Source organism: Xanthomonas campestris pv. asclepiadis, from assembly GCF_020784175.1.
GTDB classification, from domain to species: Bacteria; Pseudomonadota; Gammaproteobacteria; order Xanthomonadales; family Xanthomonadaceae; genus Xanthomonas; species Xanthomonas campestris_D.
The window spans coordinates 88207-109368 of record NZ_JAJGQM010000005.1; the positions used below are offsets into that span (position 1 = coordinate 88207).

The 21162-nt window shown below is 67.9% G+C and carries 20 protein-coding genes; 13 read left to right on the forward strand and 7 right to left on the reverse strand.

What is annotated here, in order from left to right; translation table 11 throughout:
* Positions 1-54 precede the first annotated feature (54 nt).
* From LL972_RS04160 to LL972_RS04170, 3 genes are all read left to right on the forward strand, one after another.
* Positions 55-852 (forward strand): CoA pyrophosphatase, encoded by a 798-nt coding sequence (locus LL972_RS04160; protein ID WP_228326509.1) that lies wholly within the window; start codon positions 55-57, stop codon positions 850-852.
* A complete protein-coding gene (locus LL972_RS04165) occupies positions 849-1721 on the forward strand; it encodes a sulfurtransferase (protein ID WP_228326510.1) in 873 nt (290 codons plus the stop codon). The genes LL972_RS04160 and LL972_RS04165 overlap by 4 nt, the downstream gene beginning before the upstream one ends.
* An 88-nt stretch (positions 1722-1809) precedes the next feature.
* Entirely contained in the window at positions 1810-2763 is a 954-nt protein-coding gene (locus LL972_RS04170) for a DUF1684 domain-containing protein (RefSeq protein ID WP_228326511.1), read from the forward strand.
* Positions 2764-2817: 54 nt separating this feature from the next.
* On the opposite strand, the gene LL972_RS04175 is transcribed toward LL972_RS04170, so the two are convergent.
* Positions 2818-3393 (reverse strand): N-acetylmuramoyl-L-alanine amidase, encoded by a 576-nt coding sequence (locus LL972_RS04175; protein WP_228326512.1) that lies wholly within the window; start codon positions 3391-3393, stop codon positions 2818-2820.
* Positions 3394-3416: 23 nt separating this feature from the next.
* Here LL972_RS04175 and LL972_RS04180 point away from each other — a divergent pair, with 23 nt between their 5' ends.
* From LL972_RS04180 to LL972_RS04225, 10 genes are all read left to right on the forward strand, one after another.
* A complete protein-coding gene (locus LL972_RS04180; RefSeq protein ID WP_228326513.1) occupies positions 3417-3908 on the forward strand; it encodes an MOSC domain-containing protein in 492 nt (163 codons plus the stop codon).
* The gene (locus LL972_RS04185) at positions 3905-4432 is read left to right on the forward strand and encodes a YqiA/YcfP family alpha/beta fold hydrolase (protein ID WP_104582788.1); all 528 of its coding nucleotides are present in this window, start codon (positions 3905-3907) and stop codon (positions 4430-4432) included. Before LL972_RS04180 ends, LL972_RS04185 begins: the two co-directional genes overlap by 4 nt.
* Before the next feature lie 40 nt (positions 4433-4472).
* Entirely contained in the window at positions 4473-4979 is a 507-nt protein-coding gene (locus LL972_RS04190) for a GNAT family N-acetyltransferase (protein ID WP_228326514.1), read from the forward strand.
* Positions 4980-5135: 156 nt separating this feature from the next.
* Positions 5136-6092, forward strand: a complete 957-nt coding sequence (locus LL972_RS04195) for an SAM-dependent methyltransferase (RefSeq protein WP_228326515.1) — start codon at positions 5136-5138, stop codon at positions 6090-6092.
* Between the two features lie 176 nt (positions 6093-6268).
* Positions 6269-7882 (forward strand): ABC-F family ATP-binding cassette domain-containing protein, encoded by a 1614-nt coding sequence (locus tag LL972_RS04200; RefSeq protein WP_228326516.1) that lies wholly within the window; start codon positions 6269-6271, stop codon positions 7880-7882.
* Positions 7861-8052: a hypothetical protein gene (locus tag LL972_RS21680; RefSeq protein ID WP_228326517.1), complete on the forward strand. Its 192-nt coding sequence runs from the start codon at positions 7861-7863 to the stop codon at positions 8050-8052. The genes LL972_RS04200 and LL972_RS21680 overlap by 22 nt, the downstream gene beginning before the upstream one ends.
* The gene (gene rlmKL / locus LL972_RS04210) at positions 8049-10184 is read left to right on the forward strand and encodes a bifunctional 23S rRNA (guanine(2069)-N(7))-methyltransferase RlmK/23S rRNA (guanine(2445)-N(2))-methyltransferase RlmL (RefSeq protein WP_228326518.1); all 2136 of its coding nucleotides are present in this window, start codon (positions 8049-8051) and stop codon (positions 10182-10184) included. Before LL972_RS21680 ends, rlmKL begins: the two co-directional genes overlap by 4 nt.
* 215 nt (positions 10185-10399) lie before the next feature.
* Positions 10400-11176, forward strand: a complete 777-nt coding sequence (locus LL972_RS04215) for an NAD kinase (RefSeq protein ID WP_228326519.1) — start codon at positions 10400-10402, stop codon at positions 11174-11176.
* Positions 11177-11351: 175 nt separating this feature from the next.
* Positions 11352-12317, forward strand: coding sequence for a 5'-nucleotidase (locus LL972_RS04220; protein WP_228326520.1), 966 nt, complete (start codon positions 11352-11354; stop codon positions 12315-12317).
* The gene (locus LL972_RS04225; protein ID WP_228326521.1) at positions 12314-13057 is read left to right on the forward strand and encodes a transferase; all 744 of its coding nucleotides are present in this window, start codon (positions 12314-12316) and stop codon (positions 13055-13057) included. Before LL972_RS04220 ends, LL972_RS04225 begins: the two co-directional genes overlap by 4 nt.
* 67 nt (positions 13058-13124) lie before the next feature.
* On the opposite strand, the gene LL972_RS04230 is transcribed toward LL972_RS04225, so the two are convergent.
* The 6 genes from LL972_RS04230 to LL972_RS04255 form a co-directional block, all read right to left on the reverse strand.
* The gene (locus LL972_RS04230; RefSeq protein ID WP_228326522.1) at positions 13125-13697 is read right to left on the reverse strand and encodes a DUF2939 domain-containing protein; all 573 of its coding nucleotides are present in this window, start codon (positions 13695-13697) and stop codon (positions 13125-13127) included.
* Positions 13698-13821: 124 nt separating this feature from the next.
* Positions 13822-14508 (reverse strand): DUF2461 domain-containing protein, encoded by a 687-nt coding sequence (locus LL972_RS04235; protein WP_228326523.1) that lies wholly within the window; start codon positions 14506-14508, stop codon positions 13822-13824.
* Entirely contained in the window at positions 14505-15950 is a 1446-nt protein-coding gene (gene sbcB, locus LL972_RS04240; RefSeq protein WP_228326524.1) for an exodeoxyribonuclease I, read from the reverse strand. Before sbcB ends, LL972_RS04235 begins: the two co-directional genes overlap by 4 nt.
* Before the next feature lie 106 nt (positions 15951-16056).
* A complete protein-coding gene (locus LL972_RS04245; protein WP_228326525.1) occupies positions 16057-17424 on the reverse strand; it encodes an FAD-dependent oxidoreductase in 1368 nt (455 codons plus the stop codon).
* Positions 17425-17597: 173 nt separating this feature from the next.
* Complete coding sequence (kynU, locus tag LL972_RS04250; RefSeq protein WP_228326526.1) at positions 17598-18869, reverse strand: kynureninase; 1272 nt, start codon at positions 18867-18869, stop codon at positions 17598-17600.
* 34 nt (positions 18870-18903) lie between these two features.
* Positions 18904-21057: an FUSC family protein gene (locus tag LL972_RS04255; RefSeq protein ID WP_228326527.1), complete on the reverse strand. Its 2154-nt coding sequence runs from the start codon at positions 21055-21057 to the stop codon at positions 18904-18906.
* Between the last annotated feature and the right edge of the window lie 105 nt (positions 21058-21162).

Here is a 21162-nt window from a genome sequence, read left to right on the forward strand (position 1 = left end):
ATGTGCGAGAGGATGGACGAACGGCGTGACGACGCGGTGCGGCGGGAGCCAGCGATGAGCGACACGGATTCGAACCGCAATGGCCTGCCCAGCCCATGTATCGGTGTATGTTCGCTGGACGCGCAGGCGCACTGTGTCGGCTGCCTGCGCAGCCTGGATGAAATTGCACGCTGGATGAGCATGAGCGACGCCGAACGTCAGGAGTATCTGCACACGGTTCTGCCGGCGCGCGCATTGGCCGCGCGGCTGCCCGAATGGGCGCAGTTGCGGCGTGCGTTGTATGCGCTGGACACCGCGCCCGCCGGGCCGGGCTGGAATCATGCCGAATTGATCGATCTGACCGAGGGCGGCGCGTCCGCCGAGGCCGCGGTGCTGTGCGGTCTGGTGCCGCGCGCGCAGGGCACCATGGTGCTGCTGACCCGGCGCACCGACAGCCTGCGTCACCATGCCGGGCAGGTCAGTTTTCCCGGTGGACGGACCGAGCCGTCCGATGTGGATGCGGCCGCTGCAGCCTTGCGCGAGAGTTGCGAGGAAATCGCGCTTGGCGCTGGTCAGGTGCATGCGCTGGGCTATCTGGATCCGTTTTTGACCGTGAGCGGTTTTCGCGTCACGCCGGTGGTGGCGGTGATCAACCCGGCGTTCGTGGCGGTGCCGCAGCCGGACGAAGTGGCCGAGGTATTTGAAGTGCCGCTGGCCTATCTGATGGATCCGGACAACCTGCGCAGCGTAGAGCTGGAGTTTCGCGGCCGGCCGCGCCGTGTGCTGGAATACGACTGGCCGGGCCACCGCATCTGGGGTGCCACCGCGGCCATTCTCCTCAATCTTCGTCGTCGTCTGGAGCAGGTTGCATGAGTGCGGAACCCCACTGGACCACGCTGGTCGACAGCGCCACGCTGGCAGCGTCATTGCCGCATGCGCAGTTGCGATTGCTGGACGCGCGCGCGGCGCCACCGACAGCGCCGGACCCGGATGCCGCGCGCAAGGCCTATGCGCAAGGGCATCTGCCAGGCGCTTACTACGTCGATCTCAACGAAGACCTGGCCGATCTGTCGCTGCCTGCACAGGGGCGGCACCCGCTGCCGCACAGCGCGGCATTCGCCAGGCGACTGGGCGCGTGGGGGATCGACCCGGCCAGCCAGGTGGTGATCTACGACGCCGCCGACGGCAGCATGGCCGCGGCGCGGGCATGGTGGATGCTGCGGTTGATGGGACATCGCCGCGTGGCGGTGCTCGATGGCGGGTTGGCCGCCTGGCGCGCTGCCGGCTTGCCGGAAAGCACCGAGCCGCCTGCAGTGCGCGATGGTGCCGCGTATACAGGCAGCTTCGACAGCGATGCCGTGGTCGAGGCTGAGCAGATCCTGGCGCGACTGGATCAGGCGCCTGGCTGGTTGCTGGATGCACGTGCGGGCGAGCGCTTCCGCGGCGAGGTCGAGCCGGTCGATCCGGTTGCCGGGCATGTGCCCGGTGCGGTGAGTCGCCCCTTGGGCGTAAGCCTGCGCGACGGGCGTTTCAAGCCGGCAGACGAACTGCGCACCGAGTTGGCTGCGCTGCTGGGCGCCTATCGTCCTGAGCAGGCGGTGGTGATGTGCGGCTCCGGCGTCACTGCGTGCCATCTGCTGTTGGCACTGGAAGTGGCCGGCTTGTCGGGCGCGCGCGTTTACGCCGGGTCCTGGAGTGGTTGGTTGCAGGATTCCACACGTCCGGTCGCGACCAGCCCCTGATTGCAGGCACAATGGCGGCAGGAACGGTGACCTGTGGGGACGCAGGTTCGCTGCGCGGAGCGCAGTTTCTCGCAGTGCTGGGTGACTCATGCGGTTGCAGTTGCAGGTCGGCGCGCTATGCGTCGCGATGCTGTCGATGGCTGCCTGTTCGGCGGGGTCGACCGCCGACGCCAACGGTGCGCGCATCGCCGGTCGTGGACAGAGCGACCGCCACGCGATGTATCAGGTCGAACTCGAACGTGCACGCGCCGAGCGCGTGCAGCGCTTGCGCGCGCCCGACGGTTGGCTGAGCTACACCGGCTCCGGGCGTGTGCGTGCAGGCCGTTACCAGGTGGGCAGCGATCCGCGCAGCGATCTGGTATTGCCGGCCGGTCCTGCGCACCTGGGGCAGCTGACGCTGGATGGCGACGGCCGCGTGCACTTCGACGCCGCCGCACATGTACCGGTGTACTTGAACGGGCAGCGCGTCGATCGCGTACGCCTGGAGCCGGAGCGCGCAGGGCAGCGGGGCGATCGCCTGGATGTGGAGGGGCGGCAGTTCTATCTGGTGCAGACCGGCAGCTTGTTCGGCTGGCGTTTTCGCGACCCGGCAGCGCCGCTGCTGAGCCATTTCGCCGGGCTGGAATATTTTCCGACCGATCCGCAGTGGCGCATACATGCGCGCTGGCAGGCGTATCCCACCCCGCGCACGACCACATTGCTGACGTCGATCGGCACTCCGCTCACCGTCGAGGTGCCGGGCGAGGCGGTGTTTTCGCGCAATGGCCAGGATTACCGGTTGCAGCCGATCGTCAGTGACGACGGGCAGGGCCTGTTCTTCCTGTTCGCCGATCGCACCAGCGGCAAGGAAAGTTATGGCGGCGCGCGTTATCTCTACACCGCGCCGCCACACGATGGCCGGCTCGTGCTCGACTTCAATCTGGCAGAAAATCCGCCCTGCGCGTTGACACCGCACGTGGTCTGCCCGATCGCATCGCCAGAAAATCGCCTGGATCTGGCGGTGAATGCAGGCGAGAAGACCTACCGCGCGACCGAGCGCTGAGCACCGAACAACCCAGGACAGCACGCAGTGTCGATGGCCTTGTGTGCGCCGCTGCTAGCGCGGCGTATGCGACCAGCTGACCGCCGCTTCGATCTGCGGCCACGGAAACAGCGGGCCAGGGTCAAGCTTGCGTTGGATCTTGCGCGACGGATCGTCGCTTGCCGCTTCCTGGGTGGTATCCAGTGCCTGGTGGCCGGCGATGCGGCGTACTGATGGCAGCTGCTGTTGCAGCCACTGCAGCAGCGTGATCAGCGCATTGATCTGCGCCTGCGGATACGTCTCGCTCATGCACTGATGGCGCGAGTCCAGCCAGTGCGGGTAACGACCGCTGTTGACCAGTTCGATGCCCAGCGTATGCGGGTTGTGGCCGCGCACGTGATGGGCCACGCGCTCCAGCGCGACGTATTGCTGGATGCTGCCGTTGCGGTCGATGTAGTAATGCCCGCTGTTGCCGGTGCCGCTGTCGTAGAGCACGCGTTCGCCGTATTCGCGCGCCATCGCCATGTCGGGCAATTCGGTGCAATGGATGACCACCATGTCGATCTGCGTGAGCGGGCGTCGCGCCAGCCGCGATTCGTAGGACAACGGCGCGTAGGTGATCGGTGGCGACGGCAGGACGGCATCGGACATGGGGCGGATGCTAGCATTGCTCGATGGCTTTGAATCCCGACAGCCCTTTGGGCAAATTGATGGCAACCCTGCCGCAGGCCGGCCAGGTGACCTGGATCGGCGTGCGCCCGGCGCGCGACGTGGAGATGATCGAGGTGGACGCGGCGCAGGCTACCACCGGCATCGGTCTGGTCGGCGACCGCTACAAAGGCGGCAGCGGCAAGCGCGGGGTGACCTTGATCCAGGCCGAACATCTGCCGGTGATCGCGGCACTGGCCGGCCACACCGCGATTGCGCCCGCCACCTTGCGCCGCAACCTGGTGGTGTCCGGCATTCCGCTGATCGCCTTGAAAGGCCGGCGTTTCCGCATCGGTGATGTCGAGCTGGAAGGCACCGATCCCTGCGATCCGTGCTCGCGCATGGAAGACGCGCTGGGTGCGGGCGGCTATAACGCCATGCGCGGCCATGGCGGCCTGTGCGCGCGCGTTCTGCGTGGCGGGGTGCTGCGCATCGGCGATACGGTTCAGGCGCTATGAGCCGCGGTCATTGCATCCTGTCGCACGGCTTCGAAAGTGGCCCGGACGCGTTGAAGGTCACCGCTCTGGCCGATGTCGCCGCGCAGTTGGGCTGGACCCATGAGCGCCCGGACTACACCGATCTGGACGCACGCCGCGAGGTGAGTTCGCTCGGCGATGTGCAAGGCCGGCTGCAACGCCTGCTGGAGATCGCGCGTGCAGCGGCCGACAAGGGCCCGCTGGTGCTGGTCGGTTCCAGCCTGGGCTCGTATATCGCCGCGCAGGTGTCGTTGCAGGTGCCCACGCGCGGGCTGTTCCTGATGGTGCCGCCGACCCGGATGGGGCCGTTGCCGGCACTGGATGCGGCGCGCGTGCCGATTTCGATCGTGCATGCCTGGCGCGATGAATTGATTCCGGCCAGCGAGGTGATCGCCTGGGCGCAGGCGCGGCATGCGCGCTTGCTGCTGGTCGACGACGAACACCGGCTGGCGTCGCATGTGGATGCGTCGGCACGCGCCTTCGCCGAACTGTTGCAGAGCCTGTGATGCGCAACCGGTTGAAGGTGTGCGTGCTGCGGGGCCTGCGATGAACGTGCTGATTCGCGAAGCCAGCGATGGCGATACCGCGGCGATCGAACTGCTGACGATGGTCGCGTTCATGCGCGACGAACATAGCCGCCACGACGAGCAGCACGTGATCGCCGCCTTGCGCAATGACGGCGCGCTGGCGCTGTCGCTGGTGGCCGACCACGACGGGTATGTGGTCGGGCATCTGGCGGTATCGCCGGTGTGGCTGTCGGACGACTCGCCCGGCTGGTACGCGTTGGGGCCGCTGGCGATCGGGCCTGGGCATCAGCGCCAGGGGCTGGGCACACGCCTGGTGCAGGCAGCACTGGCCAGCTTGCGCGAGCGTGGCGCAGCCGGTTGTCTGGCATTGGGCGAGCCGGCGTTTTTCCGACGTCTGGGCTTTGTGGTGGAGCCGGGGCTGGTGTTGCCTGGTGTCCCGGCATCCGAGCTGCAGGCGCTGGCATTCGGCGACCGTCTGCTGCCGCTGGCCGATGTCGCCTATCACCCGGCGTTCGGGCTGGGTTGAGTCCGGTCTTCGCCCCGTCGCCGAGATCCGCAGCAGGCCTCTGTGCCGCTGCCGTTCGCTCGGCGGCATCTTCCATCGCGATCGAGACGCCAGCGCACCGGGACTGATCGCAGCATGGCGAGCGCTGCGATTGGCGCGCTCCCGTCGAGGTGGACGATGCAACGTGATGACGAAGACCTGGGCCAGGCCGCGCAGGCGGGCCGGCTGATTTCCCACGGCAGCGATGACCAGGACGATGCAGCGGTGCTGGCATCGCTCACATCGCGCCTGCGCCAGAGCGGTGACCGGCCCGATGCGGTGGTCCAGCGTCTGCTTGGTCTGGTCGATGCGCTCTGGTCGTTCGAATTCGGCCGGTTTCTGCTCAGGCATCGTGGGTTGAATGCCTACTGGACCCATCGGCTGGTGACGTATCGCGCCGATGCGCAGCCAAGTGATTCGATGTCGGCGATGGAACGGCATATCTTCGAAGAGGCGCCCGCGGTGCTGGCGACTCGCGAACGCTTCGGCATCTTCAGGCAGCAGCTGCAGGCGCTGCTGCGGCCAGGCATGACGCTGGCATCGGTGCCCTGTGGATGGATGGGCGAGCTGTTGCTGCTGGACTACCGGGAGTGTCCGGACGTGCGCCTGATCGGTATCGACCTGGACCCGCAGGCCCTGGAAGGGGCACTGCAACTCGCACGAGCGCATAGGCTGGAGGGGCAGCTTTCGCTGCGTCTCGAGGACGCATGGGCGCCGGGTCCTGGCGAACGCGTGGACGTGCTGAGCAGCAATGGCCTGAACATCTACGAGCCGGACGAGGTGCGCGTGATCGCACTGTATCGCGCATTTTTCGAAAGGCTGACGCCAGGCGGCGTGCTGGTCGCAAGTTTCCTGACGCCGCCGCCGACGCTGTCTGCCGAGTCGCCGTGGAAGTTGGAAAACATTGATCCAGAGGCCCTGATGCTGCAAAACCTGGTGTTCGCCGAGATCGTCCAGGCGCGTTGGGCCTCGTTCCGCACCCACGCGCAGACCCGTGCGCAGCTGGAAAGCGCCGGGTTCGTCGATATCCACTTCATCAATGATCGCGCCAGCATCTTTCCGACGGTGGTTGCGCACAGACCTGCGGCCCGCTGAGTGGGCCGCTGCGCCAGGGATTTGGCTTGCGTTGCGGGCTGACCTACACTTGCCGCGCTACCCATTGCCTGAGGATTGGTCCAATGCGCCATTGATGCCGCCGTCGTGATGACGGCCTGACCCCGCTGCTGGTCCGCTTGGATCGGCGCGTGTGCTGGCATGCAATGGAGACCCGTATGACCTATCCATCGCTGACGCTGGAAAGCGTTGCGTATGTGCTGCCCGATGGCAACCCGCTATTTTCCGATCTGACGATCCACATCGACCAACGCGCCACCGGACTGGTCGGGCGCAATGGCGTGGGCAAGAGCGTGCTTGCGCGCCTGCTAGCCGGCGAGTTGCTGCCCAGCGCCGGGCGTTGCGTGCGCAACGGCAGCGTGCACTACCTGCCGCAGCGCGTGCGCGTGGCGCCGGGGCAGAGCATTGCCGAACTGGCCGGTGTCGCGCCGCTGCTGGATGCGCTGGACCGTATCGCCGCCGGCAGCGTTGCGCCCGCCGATTTTGAACTGGTTGGCGAGCGCTGGACCGCCCATGCGCACTTTGCCGCAGAACTCGAACGGCAAGGCCTGGGTGGGCGCGATCCGCGTGCACCGGCCGCGCAGCTCAGCGGCGGCGAAGCGACGCGCGTGGCACTGGCCGGTGCGTTCCTGACCCGGCCGGACCTGTTGATTCTGGACGAGCCCAGCAATCACCTGGATGGCCCGCAACGCCAGCGGCTGATGGATCAGTTGCTGGCGTGGAGCGGTGGCTTGCTGGTGATCAGCCACGACCGCGGCCTGCTCGATGCGATGCAGCGCATTGTTGAATTGTCCGTGCAGGGGCTGCGCAGCTACGGCGGCAATTACACGTTCTATGCGCAGCAGCGCGCCATCGAACAGCAGGCGGCCAGCGCGTTGCTGGCGCAGCGCAAACAGGCGCGTGCGCGCGGTGAGCAGGCGCTGCGCGAACAGCAGCAGCGTCAACAGCAGCGCCAGGTACGCGGCGCGCGTGTTGCAGGGCAGGCCAACCAGGCCGCGATCCTGCTCGGTGCGCAGAAGCAACGCAGCGAGGTCAGCGCGGGGCGGCTGCAACAGCAACGCCAGGTCGAACAGGCGCGGTTGAGCGAGGCGGTGGTGCAGGCCGCAGCGCTGGTGCAGGACGACCCCACGATCGCGCTACTGGCGCCGACATCGCCCGCCGGCGCATCGCGGCAGCTGGCCACGCTGCAGCAGGTGGAGCTGGCCGACGGACGGCTGGGTGGGCGGCGGGTGGATCTGCTGCTGCATGGGCAGCCGCGGATCGGCCTGGTCGGCCCCAATGGCAGCGGCAAGTCGTCGTTGCTGCAGCTGCTGGCCGGGCGCCTGCAGCCCAGCGCGGGGCAGTGCCAGGTGCATGTGCCGGTGGCGTATCTGGATCAGGACCTGGGGCTGCTGGATCCGGCGCGCTCGGCCGCTGCGCAACTGCACGATGCAGACCCGGGCGCGCCCTCGCATGCGCAGCGTCTGCGCCTGGCGCTGCTGGGGCTGGACCAGAGGCGTGCCGACCTGCCCACCGGCCAGCTCAGCGGCGGCCAGCGGCTCAAGGCGGCGCTGGCCTGCGCGCTGTACCGGGCGCAGCCGGCGCAACTGCTGTTGCTGGACGAGCCGACCAACCACCTGGACCTGGCCGCGGTGGAAGCGATCGAGGCGCTGCTGCGCAGCTACCAGGGGGCGCTGATCGTCGCCTCGCACGATGCCGCCTTCCTGCAGCGGCTGGGCCTGCGACAGCGCCTGGAGACTGCGCAGCCGCAGTGGCGGCTGGCGCCGTGGTGAACCGCGTGGCGGGCGATCCGGCCGGCGGGCTGGTAAAGCCGGCGCCGATGGCCGACCATTTGCGCCCCGTCCGCGGCGGCCACGGCTTTGCCCTCCCGGGCGCCGGCCCAGCGTCCTGCTCCCACGCTCGCCCCCACGGCCAGCGTCTCCATCGATACCTGCCTACGTGAAATTCTTCGCATCCTGTGCCAAGGGCCTGGAATACCTGCTTGCCGACGAGCTGCTGTCGCTCGGTGCCAGCAAGGCCACCGCCACCATCTCCGGCGTCAACGTCGAAGGCGATCTGCGCGACGCGCAGCGCGCCGTGCTGTGGTCGCGTCTGGCCAGCCGCGTGCTGTGGCCGCTGAGCGAGTTCGATTGTCCGGACGAGGACGCGCTGTATGCCGGGGTGGCCGAGTTGCCGTGGCACGAGCACCTGTCCGTCGGCCACACGCTGTCGGTGGACGCGCATGTCTCCGGTACCGCGATCACGCACGCCCGTTACGCGGCGCAGCGGATCAAGGACGCGGTGGTTGACACCATGCGCCGGCAGGGCCTGGAACGTCCGTCGGTGGATGTGGACAGCCCGGATCTGCGTCTGAACCTGTCGCTGCGCAAGGGCCGCGCCACCATTTCGGTGGATCTGGGCGGCGGCCCGCTGCATCGGCGCGGTTGGCGCATGGCGCAGAACGATGCGCCGCTCAAGGAGAATCTGGCCGCAGCGGTGTTGCTGCGCGCCGGTTGGCCGCGCGCCTACGCCGATGGCGGCGGCCTGCTGGATCCGATGTGCGGCAGCGGCACCCTGCTGATCGAAGGCGCGCTGATGGCCGCCGACGTGGCGCCCGGCCTGCAGCGCTATGGCAGCGATCTCCCCAGCCGCTGGCGCGGCTTCGACCGCGAGGGCTGGCAGCAGCTGGTGGGCGAAGCGCGCGAGCGCGACAGTCTCGGCCGCGCCGCGCTCCGGCAGGTGATCCACGGCAGCGACATGGACCCGCATGCGATCCGCGCCGCGAAGGAGAATGCGCAGGTGGCCGGTGTGGCCGAGGCGATCTGGTTCGGCGTGCGCGAGGTGGGCGATCTGCAGACCCCGCCGCAGGCCACCGGCGTGGTGGTGTGCAATCCGCCTTACGATGAACGCCTGGCTGCCGATGCGGCGCTGTATCGCCGCCTGGGCGATACCCTGCAGCGTGCGGTGCCGCAATGGCGGGCCAGCCTGCTGTGCGGCAACGCCGAGCTGGCGTATGCCACCGGCTTGCGTGCGGGCAAGAAATACCAGCTGTTCAATGGCGCGATCGAGTGCGCGTTGATCGTCTGCGACCCGATTGCGGTGCCGCGGCGCACCCCGCTGGCGGCGCCGACCGCGCTCAGCGAAGGCGCACAGATGGTCGCCAACCGCCTACGCAAGAACCTGCAGAAGTTCAAGAAGTGGCGCGCACGCGAAGGCATCGAATGCTTCCGCGTCTACGACGCCGATCTGCCGGAGTATTCCGCCGCCATCGACGTGTACCAGCAGGCCGATGGCGATCGCCGCGTGTTTCTGCATGTGCAGGAATACGCCGCACCGGCGACGATTCCCGAAGCCGACGTGCGCCGCCGTCTGGGCGAGTTGCTGGCCGCCGCACGCGAGGTGTTCGAGGTGCCGGGCGAACGCGTGGCGCTCAAATCGCGCGAGCGCGGCAAGGGCGGCAGCAAGTACGGCCGCTTCGAGCAGCGCAACGAATTCATCAACGTGCGCGAGCATGGCGCCTTGCTGCGGGTGAATCTGTTCGACTACCTGGATACCGGCCTGTTCCTGGACCATCGCCCGTTGCGCGGCACCATGGCCATGCAATCGAAGGGGCGGCGTTTCCTCAACCTGTTCTGCTACACCGGCGTGGCCAGCGTGGAAGCGGCGGTGGCCGGGGCAAGCTCGACCACCAGCGTGGATCTGTCCGGCACCTATCTGCAGTGGTGCGCCGACAACCTGGCCCTGAACGGCCAGGCCGGCAGCAAGCACAAGTTGGTACAGGCCGACGCGCTGGCCTGGCTGGAAGCCGAGCGGGCGCATTTCGACGTGATCTTCTGCGACCCGCCGACCTTCTCCAACTCCGCACGCGCCGAGGACTTCGACATCCAGCGCGAGCACGTGCGGCTGTTGCGCGCGGCAGTGGCGCGCCTGGCGCCGGGTGGGGTGCTGTATTTCTCCAACAACTTCCGTCGCTTCAAGCTGGACGAGGAACTGGTGGCCGAGTTTGCGCAGTGCGAGGAAATCAGCCCGCGCACCATTGACCCGGATTTCGAACGGCATGCGCGCATCCATCGCGCCTGGCGATTGACCGCCTGAGGAAGTGGCCCGGTGGCGTCTGGCCGGGCAGTACGCGCATGGCGCGCATGGCGCGCAGGATCGCCCGCATTCGTGCGGCTGCCGCGCGCCGTGTCACCGGTGGCGCCCGCGATCGCGCAGGCGCAGGCGCGGCCGCACAGGCGAGGGCGGGGCGGGCAGCCAACAAGCCCACCACAGCGCTGCGGTATGCTGATTCGCATGCTTTGGAGTCAACGATGACCGCACCACCCCGGATTGCCTTTCTTGCCAGTCACGCCGAGCCTGCGGTGACCGCACGCGCGCGTCTTGTGCAGCGCTATGGCGATCATGCGCTGGACACCGCCGACATCGTCTGCGCCCTGGGCGGGGACGGCTTCATGCTGCAGACCCTGCACCGGCACGGCGCTGCCAGCAAGCCGGTGTTCGGCATGAAGCTGGGCTCGGTCGGGTTCTTGATGAACCAGTACCGCGACGACGAGGACGACCTGCTCGCACGTCTGCAACGCGCCGAACCGGCGCATCTGCGCCCGCTGGAAATGCAGGTGCAGACCGAGTCTGGGGCTAGCACGGTGTCGCTGGCCTACAACGAGGTCTCGCTGCTGCGGCAGACTCGCCAGGCCGCGCACCTGAGCGTGGATCTCAATGGCCAGACCCGCATCGCCGAGTTGATCGGCGACGGAGTCATGGTCGCCACACCGGCCGGCAGCACCGCCTACAACTATTCCGCCCACGGGCCGATCCTGCCGCTGGGCTCGCACACGCTGGCGCTGACGCCGATCGCGCCGTATCGGCCGCGCCGCTGGCGCGGCGCCATCCTCAAGGCCGATACCGAAGTGTGCTTCCGCGTGCTGGACCCGTACAAGCGCCCGGTCAGCGTCACCGCCGACTCGCACGAGATCCGCGACGTGGTGGAAGTGACCATCCGTGAATCCACCCGGCGCCAGGTGACGCTGCTGTTCGATCCCGAACACAATCTGGAAGAGCGCATCTTCAGCGAACAGTTTGCGGTCTGAGGCGCGGGGATTGGGCATTGGGGATTCGGGATTGGCAACGGCAGTAGCGCGACGTGCAGCCGAGCCTGCGCGTGCCCAAGGTACGATGCAGTGCAAGTAACGATCTCAAATCCCAGAAACTTCGTCGTTGCTCCAACCCATTCCCCAGTCCCGATTCCCCATTCCCGGCACCCCAATGGCTGATAATTCCCCCAGGCTCCTGACCGTCGCGGTGACCTCGCGCGCGCTGTTCGATCTCGAAGAAGGCCATGCGCTGTTCGAGGCCGATGGCGTGGAGGCGTATTCGGCGTTCCAGCGCGAGCACGAGGACGACATCCTGGAGCCGGGCGTCGCCTTTCCGGTAGTGCGCAAGCTGCTGGCGCTTAACCACGATGTGCCCGAAGAAACCCCGCGTGTCGAGGTGATTCTGCTGTCGCGCAATTCCGCCGATACCGGCTTGCGCATCTTCAATTCGATCCAGCACTACAACCTGGGCATCGTGCGGGCGACCTTCACCTCGGGCCAGCCGACCTGGCCATACGTGAAGCCGTTCGGCACCGACCTGTTCCTGTCGGCCAATCCGGAGTCGGTACGGCGTGCGCTCACCCATGGCATCGCGGCGGCAACCATCATGCCGCGCGCGCCGGGCGAACGCGCCGAGGCCGCCGCGGCGATCGTGCACAACGACGAAAGCCGCCTGTCGACCCAATTGCGTATCGCCTTCGACGGCGATGCGGTGATCTTCGGCGACGAGAGCGAACGCATCTCGCGCGAGCAGGGCGTGGAGGCGTTCGGGCGCCACGAGCGCGAGCGTGCGCGCGAGCCGTTGTCGGTCGGGCCGTTCCGCAATTTCCTGTCGGCGCTGCATGCGCTGCAGGCGGCATTCCCGCCCGGCGAGGCCTCGCCGATCCGCACCGCGCTGGTCACCGCGCGCTCGGCGCCGGCGCACGAGCGGGTGATCCGCACCCTGCGCGAATGGGGCGTGCGCCTGGACGAGGCGCTGTTCCTCGGCGGGCGCCACAAGGGGCCGTTCCTGGAGGCGTTTGGCGCGGATATCTTCTTCGACGATTCGCAGCACAACATCGACAGTGCGCGCCAACACCAGCATGTGGCGGCCGGTCACGTGCCGCATGGCGTGGCCAACGATCCGCCAGATAGGTGAGCGACGCACCGAAGCGGTCTGGACGCGCCACGCTGCGCTCCAGCTGGCGCCAACTGGAGCTGTATTTCGCCGACGACACCGTCCAGACCCGCATGTCGCGCTGGGCGCCGTATCGGCTGATGCTGCCGTACACGCGCGGCATGCTCGCGGCGCTGTGGTTGCAGCCGCGCCCCGAGCGCGTCGGCCTGATCGGCTTCGGCGGCGGCGCGCAGGCCAAGTTCTGTCACCGCTATCTGCGCAGCACGCGCATCGAAGCGGTGGACGCCGATGCGCAGGTGCTGGCCTTGCGCGATGCGTTCGGCGTGCCACGCGACGATGCGCGGCTGGAGGTCACGCACGGCGATGGTGCGCAGTGGATCGGCACGCGTGCCGGGCGCTACGACCTGCTGCTGCTGGATGCCTACGATGCCGATGGCATTCCGCCGGCCTTGTGCACGCCCGCGTTCTACGCCGATTGCCGCGCTGCGCTGACACCAAGCGGTGTGCTGGTGTTGAACCTGTTCCAGGTGCCGCTGGCCGGGCATCTGGCGGCGCTGCGCAAGGTGTTCGAGGGACGGGTGCTGCTGTTGCCCGAGCCGGACCCGCGCAACCAGCTGCTGTACGCCTGGAACGGCAAGCGCACGCCGGGCACTGCGGAGCAGGCGCTGGCGACGTTGCCGTGGTCGGCGCGTCGGCAGTTGCGGCCGTCGATGTTGCGGCTGCAGGCGGCGTGGATGGAGCGGGCCTGGCGGTTTTCCTGAGCCGCTGTCCGGCGCCCGTCGTCCGCTTGCAAATGCGACAAGCCCAACATCGCTCGCAGGCGCGCGGTTATGGGGTCAGCGGATGCTCCGCTTCCGCCTCTGCCAGCGGCAAGCGGATATCGGTCAAACGCCAGCGCAGGCCTTGCCGGGTCAGCACGAACACCACCGGCGCTCCGGCTGCGGTGCGGGTGGTGGCGGTGAAGCGGCGGGTGGACTCGAAGCGCTGCTGCGCGCCTTGCAGCGGACGCGCAGGTGCCGGCGCCGCATAGGTGTCCGGGCTGACGGTGGTGCCGGTAACGCGATTCCACACGCTATGGCCTTGCAGCAACGCGCCGATGCCCAGCGGCGTCACCAGCGTATCCACGCCGGCGCCGCTGATGCCGCTGGCAAGCTGCAGGGCGAATCCGCCCAGCAGGCTGGATTGCATGCTGCTGCCGGTCTGGCGGATCAGGTAATCGTCCAGCTGCGCCTTGAGGTTGACCCGCAGGCTGGGGAAGTCCACATGACGTTCCAACTGTGCGGCGTCGCGATTGGCGACTGCCTCGCTGATGCCGCGAATGGCCAGATACGGGCCCGCAACCACATAGCTGGCCAGCAGCAACGCGGCCAGCACAGGCAGCAGCAACCAGCGCTTCTTCATGGCATGCAGTCCATTGCTGTTGTCTGCACCAGGCGCGTCGAGGCATGGCGCCGCGCAGCAAGAAATCGCCGCGGTCCGCCGATTGCCTGCGCAGCGTCGATTGCTGCCGGAACCGCGCGACGCATCAAAATTCCAGATCCAGCGCGGCGCACAGATAATCGACAAACGGCGCCAATACAACGAGGTCCGCTTCGATGGTTTGACGCAGGCGCGGGCCGGTCATGATGGCATCGTCGAGTGGACGCAGGTACGCCCAGTTGCGATGCTTGAGGTCATCGATAAACTCGAAATCGTTGGGAAAGCCGCGCGGCGCACGCACCAGTTTCTCGCTGTCATCCAGCGCGAACTTGCGGCGCAGTCTGGGCTCGTAAGCGGCCGCTTTCCAGTTGCTGGGATTGTCGAAGATGAACTGGCGCAGCTTGCGCTGGGTGTCCGGCTCCGGATGCCACAGCCCCGCACCCACGAAGCTCTCGCCCGGCTGCAGATGGATATAAAACGACGGCGCCGGCACCTGGCGGCGGCGCTCATGGAACAGGCGCGCGCCCTGCCAGTTCTTGTACGGCGATTTGTCGTTGGAAAAACGCGCATCGCGGTAGATGCGAAACAGCGAGCCGCCCTGGGTCTTGGGATCGGCGCGATAGTGCTCGCTGACCTCGGCCAGAGCCGGCTGCAGGTCGGTGATGAGCTGCAGGAACGGCTGGCGCACATGCGCCTCGTACTGATACCGGTGGTCGTTGAACCAGGTCTTGTCGTTGTGGCGCGCCAGTGCGCGCAGGAACTTGAAACTGGCGTCGGAAAAATAGGTGGTCATAGCGTGCGTTGGAGGTCCAAACCCCAGGCGGCGAGCTGATCGAGCAGGGACTGCTTGGTAGCATCGTCCGGGTGAGCAAGCCGTAAATCCGCGATCTGCGCATGGAACTGGTCGAGCGTGACCTCGCCCAGGCCACGGTCTTCGAGCAGGCGTTGGCGGCGATAGACGTTCCAGCGTTCCTGCTCATCGAACGACAGCGTCTGCGGCCAGTTGCGCGCGCGGTAGCGGAACAGCAACTCGACCAGGCGCGGGTCGCGAAAGCGCGACTCCAGCGCGCCTAACTCGGCCGGCGCACTGGCGCGCACCTGCGCCAGCAGGCGCTTGTCGCCTTCGGCCAGGAAGCCGTCATAGAGCGAGGCATCGGCATCGTTGACGGCCGGCGCCGCAGCGCGCTCGTTGCCGTAGACCTGGCGCACTTTTTCGGCCAGTTCAGGACCGAGCGCGCGCAGGCGTGCAGCCTTGGCCAATACCGCGTCGTGTTCGATGCCCAGGCGCCGGAAATCCGCTTCCCGCAAGTGTTGCCAGGCCACCAACGCCGGCGATTTGTTCAAATGCACTTCCTTGAGCGGAATGCGCTGCTCGCCTTCGGGCAGGTCGGCGGCGCGGATATATAGCCGGTCGGCGATCTCATCCGGGCTCAGGCGCAACAGCACTTCAGGGTCGCCATCCAGATCGAACACGATCACGCGGCTGTCGATGCGCGGATGGCGCGTCAGCGGTAGTACCGCGGCGGCGCACATGCGCGAGGCGGGATAGCGCTGCGAGACATGCAGCACCGGCTGCATGGCGATGACATCCAGCAACGTCGCCGCAAAGCGCTTGTCGCGCAGACGCAGCGCGTACTCCCACAATTTCGGTTGATGTTGCTGGAATTTGCGCGCCATGCCGATGGTGGCGTACACGTCCGACAATGCCTCGTGCGCATCGCCTTCGCGCACGGCGTTGGCATCGGCCAGGTGTTCGAGCTTGAACGAGGTGGCGCCGTCTTCGCGCTGCGGCCAGACGATGCCGTCCGGGCGCAGGGCATGTACCAGCCGCAGCACGTCGAGCAGGTCCCAACGCGAATTGCCGCCGCGCCACTCGCGCTCGTACGGGTCGTAGAAATTGCGGAACAGCCCGCAGCGCACGAACTCGTCGTCGAAGCGGATCGAGTTGTAGCCCAATGTGCAGGTCTGCGGCCGGCTCATCTGTTCGGAAATGCGCGCAAACGCTTCGGCCTCGCTCACGCCTTCGCGCAGCGCGTGCTGCGGGGTGATGCCGGTGACCATGGTCGCGTACGGGGAGGGCAGCAGGTCATCGGCCGGCTGCACGTAGAAGCTGATCGGTTCTTCGATCACGCGCAGTTGCGCATCGGTCCGCACCGCGGCGAACTGTGCGATGCGCGTGCGGCGCGGATCCTGGCCGAAGGTTTCCAGGTCGTAGAAGAGAAAGCTGTCAGGCATGCCGTATCAAATCCAGATCCGCGGCGCGCTGCGGAGGGCGCCGCCAGTGCTGGCTAGTATCTCTTATCCGCGCGCCGGCCCGCTGACGCCGGCCTGTGCAGGTGGATCAGTGCGCGCCTTCCAGCGGTTGCAGGCGCGCATGCACGACCGCTTCCAGTGCCGCCCAGTCGATGCGCGACAGGTCGCTGAGCCCGCGCGTGGCCTCGACCAGGATCTCGCGCTGGATCTCGCTGCGCGCCAGGGCGATCGAATAGCGCGTGCGCAGGAAGGTCACCATCGTGTAATGCGGCACGAAACGGGTGGGCCAGCGCGCCTGCAATTGCTGTTCGAGCGCGCGTTGCAGCAGGAAGTCGCGATCGTCGACGCGGTCGCGCATCTCCAGATAGTTTTCCAGCGCCATCTGCTGGATCGCCGCGGCATCCTCACGGCGTGTGGCCTGGAACGCGGCAAACGCAGTTTCCAGATCGTGGTGCGCGTCCAGCTGCTCTGCCAGCGCCACGCAATCTTCGAACGCGCAATTCATGCCCTGGCCGTGGAACGGTACCATCGCGTGCGCGGCGTCGCCGATCAGCAGGGCGCGGCCGCCCAGATGCCAGCGGTCCAGCGTGAGGGTGCCGAGCAGGCCGGGCGGATGTTCTTCCCAATGTTCCTTGAGCTGCGGGATCAGCGGCAAGGCATCAGGGAAATCACGCGCGAACAAGGCCAGCGCCTCGTCGCCATTGCGGGTAGTGGCAAAGCTGGGCTCGCCGGCGTTGGGCAGAAACAGCGTGACGGTGAAGGTGCCGCCGTCGTTGGGCAGCGCGATGCACATGTAGCGCCCGCGCGGCCAGATATGCAGCGCGTTGCCTTCGATGCGAAACCCGCCGCCGGGCAGCGGCGGAATTTCCAGCTCCTTGTAGGAGTGATCGAGGAATTCGGTGCGCTCGCCCAGCGGCGATTTGCGCTGCATCGCCGCGCGCAATGCCGAGCCGGCGCCATCGCTGCCGATCAGGCTCTGGAAATGGATTTCGTGCGGCTGGTCGTCGCGGTCGTCGATGAAGCGCGCATAGCCGGCGTCGAAGTCCACCGTATGCAGGCGGCGGTAGAAGTGCACGCGTGCGCCGGCCTGTTCGGCCAGATCCAGCAGCGCGACATTCAACGCGGCGCGGTGGATCGACCAGATCACTTCGCTGTCGTCGCGCCCATAGCGCTGCAGCTGCGGCTGCCCGTGCAGCGGGTGCACCATGCGCCCGCGCATCATCACCGCCTTGGCCATCACCGCGTCGTCGGCGCCGGCCTGGCGCAGTGCATGGCGGCCGCGTTCGGCCAGCGCCAGGTTGATCGAGCGGCCGGACTCGTAGCCCTTGATGCGCGGGTCGCCGCGGCGCTCGTAGACGGTGACCTGCCAGCCGCGACGCGACAACAGGATGGCCAGCAGGCAACCGGCCAGGCCAGCGCCGATCAGGGTCAGGGAACGGGGAGAGACTGCGCTCAATGCGGTATCCGGCAGCGGCCGGACGCGAGTGCCGGCCAAGAGGAGGAAAGGAGAGTGGCTGGCAGCGGCACCTGCCGTGGTCGGCCAGGTGCGGGTTCGGAGTGTACGTGCGCGGGTGCCGATTCCGGCTCACGCGCAGTGCTGTTCGCTGGCACAGTCTGTGCCGTACGCGCTCAGGCGGCGGCCCAGGTTTCCACGTGCTCGACCAACTGGTGCAGGTCGCAGAAGCGGTTGTACAGCGGTACCGGTGCGATGCGGATCACGTCCGGTTCGCGCCAGTCGCCCAGCACGCCCACCGACTGCAGGGACTCGAACAGCGAGCGCCCCTGCGCGCGGCCACCGGCCACCCGCAACGACAGCTGGCAGCCGCGTTGCGCCGGCGCGGCCGGGGTGATGATCTGCAGCACCTGCGGCACGCGGGCATGGATCAGTTGTTCCAGGTGCCCGGTGAGTTGTTCGGACTTGGCACGTAGCGCCGGCATGCCGGCCTGGTCGAACAATTCCAGCGAGGCACGCAGCGGCGCCAGCGCCAGCACCGGCGGATTGCTCAGCTGCCAGCCTTCGGCGCCAGGCGAGGGCACGAACTGCGGATCCATGCGGAACCGGGTCTGCTGCTCGTGTCCCCACCAACCGGCCATACGCGGCAGGTCGCTGTTGGCATGGCGTGCGTGCACGAAACAGCCACCCACCGCGCCGGGGCCGGCGTTGAGATATTTGTAGTGGCACCAGACCGCGAAATCCACGCCGTCGTCGTGCAGCGTCAGCGCGATATTGCCGACCGCATGCGCCAGATCGAAACCCACCGCCGCGCCCTGTGCGCGTGCCAGCCGCACGATTTCGCCCAGGTCGAAGGCCTGACCGGTGCGGTACTGGATGCCGGGCCACAGCACCAGCGCCAAGCGCGGACCATGCTGCGCAATGGCCTCGGCAATCGCCGCCATCGACAGCGTGCCATTGGGTTGGTCGGCTTCCACTTCGATCAGCTGCGTGGCCGGATCCAGCCCGTGCAGGCGCAGTTGCGATTCCACCGCATGGCGGTCGGACGGAAACGCGCCGGCTTCGATCAGGATCGCGCCGCGCTCGGGCGTGGGGCGGTAGAAGCTGGCCATCATCAGGTGCAGGTTGACGCTCAGCGTGTTCATCGCCACCACTTCGCCGGGCAGCGCGCCGACCACCCGGGCCAGGCCATCGCGCACCAGCTGGTGATAGGTCAGCCACTGGGTAGGGCCGGTGAAGTGGCCTTCCACCGCGCGTGCGCCCCACTGGTCGAGCACCTCTGACACCATCGCGCGTGCGGCGCGTGGCTGCAGGCCCAGCGAGTTGCCGACGAAATAGGTCTGATCCTGGCCGGCATGCTGCGGGAAGATGAAGTCATCGCGCAGGTGCCGCAGCGGGTCGGCGGCGTCCAGTGCAACGGCATGGGCGCGGGACAGCAGGTCGGTCATGATCACGGCTCGCAACGCAGGTCAGTGGCGCAGTTTACCCGCCGGCACCGTGTGCGCCGTCATGCGCGGCCGGGGCCTCGGCCGAGGTATCGGTAGAGACTTTGGTCGAGGCGGGGCGGGCAGGGCGCAACAGGTGCGTCAAGGTGCCGATGCTGTCGGTGATGCGGTCGATGGTGTCGGCCAGTGCGGCGGTGGCGGGCGAGCCGTCGGGCAGGGCCGCCAACGCATCGGACAGCTGGCGCTCGGCGCTGCGCAAGGTGGCCGCGGCGGGAATGCCGCCGTCGAGCAGGCAGGCGATCAGCTCGGACAGCGCCTGGTCGGCCTGTTGCGCGAATGCCGGCAGCGCGTCCAGCGCAGGCAGGGGATGGCCGTCGCGCAGCACCGCCTCCAGCGACAAGGTGGCGCGGATCAGCCGGTTGCCGTTGGCCAGCAGCGACTCGGCGAGTTTGAGCTCGTGCAGATTGCGCCGGCTGCGCGGCTCGCCGCGCAGCCGTTCGATCGAGGCCTGCGCATTGGTGCGCGCCACGCGTGCGGCAGCGCGGGTGTCGCCCAGATCCTCCATCCTGCCGAGCAACAGATTGCGCAGATGATCGCGATACGCGCTGAGCAGCTGCGCCAGCGAGGCACGGATGTGCCGGCGTTCGCGCGTGGGCCACAGCGCATAGGCGATCAACGCCCAGGCGCTGCCGGCCACCGTCGCCTGCAGGCGCGCACCGATGGCCTCGCCCGGTGCCACGCCTTCGAAGGACAGCAGCAGCACCAGCATGCCGGTCAGAAACGCCACGCCGATGCCGTAATTCACCTGCGTCAGCAGGCGGAAGCCCAGGCAGAACAGCGCCAGCAACGCCAGGCGGACGCTCGCGCCATCCATCGCCAGATGCGCCAGCAAGGTCGCCACCAGCAGGCCGACGAAGGTGCCGGCCACGCGCAGGGCGCCGAAGCTGAAGGTGCCGCCAAAATCCGGCTTGAGCACGATGGCGGTGGTCATCGGAATCCAGAAGCCGTGCGGAATCTGCTGCCAGCGCTGGAAGGCGATGGCCAGCGCCAGGCATACGCCGCAGCGCAAGGCATGCCGGAAGGCCACCGAGGAAAGATCCAGGTTCGCACGCAGCGTGGCCCAGGTCGCGGCGGGCCTGAGTACCGCCGCCAGGCGCGCTTCGGCCAGCTGCGCCTGGATTTCGCCACGGCTGCTGGCCCAATGCGCATTGCGGATGAGCGCGCGCAGTTGGCCACCCAGGCCTTGCGCGCGCGCCACCGCCACCCGCACCAGCCGGCGTTCCCGGGTATCGGCGTTGTCGTGCTGGAACTGCGCCAGCGCGGCGACCAGATCGTCGAAGCCGGTCATCGAGGCATTGGCGGCGAGCGGGTCTTCGCCCACCGTCATCGCATGCGCGAGCTGTTCCAGCACGATGGCGCTGCGTTCGAGCACACGCTCGATCGCCGGGCGCGCCTGCGACTCGGTCAGGCGGGTATCGACATCGGCCAGCGACAGCAGCTCCAGCCGCACGCGCTCGCACAGCTCGGCAATGATGCGGAAGCTCTGCACGGCGATCGCGCGCGAGCGATGCTCGCCGTGCAGCATCACCATTGCATCAAGCACCTCCTGGGTGGCCGGTGGCGGGGCGCTGGCTTCCGGACGCTGGCGCGCGATGCCGGCCAGTTGACGCATCAGGTCGGCCAGCGCGAAGCGCTCCGGGCGATAGCGTTGCAGTGGCCAGGCGGCCAGTGCCAGCACCACCTGGAGCATGCCGCCGGCAAAGATCAATGCCGCCACGCCCGCAGCCTGCTGCACCGGCAGGCGCATGTCGGCGCTGACCACCAGCAGGATCATGCTGGTCAGCCCTACACGCGCCGCCACCGGGCCGAGCGCCACCAGCAAGCCGCCGCCAAGGCCGAGCAGCAGCCCGGCGATCACTAGGGCCGGCGTGTTGTGGCCGACCCAGATGCCGAGCAACGCGGCCAGGCCGGCTGCCAGCGCGGCCATCAGCATGCGTTGCAGACGCGCGCGGTATGGGCCGGGCTGGTCGGTGAACATCGTGTTGAGCGCGCCGGTACACACGGCCAGACCGGCGGCGACATGCCCGGTGGCCACGCCGACAGCCAACGGCAGCACCACCGCGGCGGTGTTACGCAGCGCAACGCGCAGCGGCACGTCGCGCGGTTTGAGGTCGATCAGCGTGCGCAGCATGGCATGCGGCTCAGCGCGGACACGCAGCGTGGCCGCCGCTCGTGCACGCGGTTGAAACGCAGCACGTTGCGGGCAGTTGCGCCTTCATTGCAATTGCGCGGCATT